Origin of the sequence: Bacillus sp. SIMBA_154, assembly GCF_046536015.1 — a bacterium.
Classification (GTDB): Bacteria; Bacillota; Bacilli; order Bacillales; family Bacillaceae; genus Bacillus; species Bacillus pumilus_P.
Genome location: NZ_JAWJBV010000087.1, coordinates 1 through 384, shown reverse-complemented (window position 1 = coordinate 384; position 384 = coordinate 1). Strand labels below are relative to the sequence as shown.

1 protein-coding gene is annotated in these 384 nt (G+C 46.6%); it reads left to right on the top strand.

From position 1 onward, the window contains the following. Positions 1-18 precede the first annotated feature (18 nt). A partial coding sequence (locus R0K30_RS21220; protein WP_410612746.1) for a chemotaxis protein CheW occupies positions 19-384 on the top strand: 366 nt, incomplete at its 3' end.

Sequence of the window (384 nt, the reverse complement as noted above, 5' to 3'; positions counted from 1 at the left end):
ACACGAGGAGGTGCCCGAATGACTGCTGAAATCAAAACAGGTGAAAAAATGATTGTGTTTATGATAAACGGGAAAGAATACGCTATCTCAGTTTCCCAGGTGAAATCAATTGAAAAGTGGCAAAAACCGACGAGGGTCCCGGGTGTGGAATCTTATATCCGCGGCGTTATCAATCTGCGCGGAGTGATTACCCCGGTTCTTGATTTAAGAAAACGTCTGAATCAGCCTGAACAGGACATCACAGAAGAGACTCGGATTATCATCATTTCTTACCGTGACGCTGATGTCGGATGGGTCGTGGATGAGGCCAATGACGTCATCACCGTGCATGAAAATGAAATCGAATCCGCGCCTGAAAGCCAGACAAAGGAAACGGATGTGTGG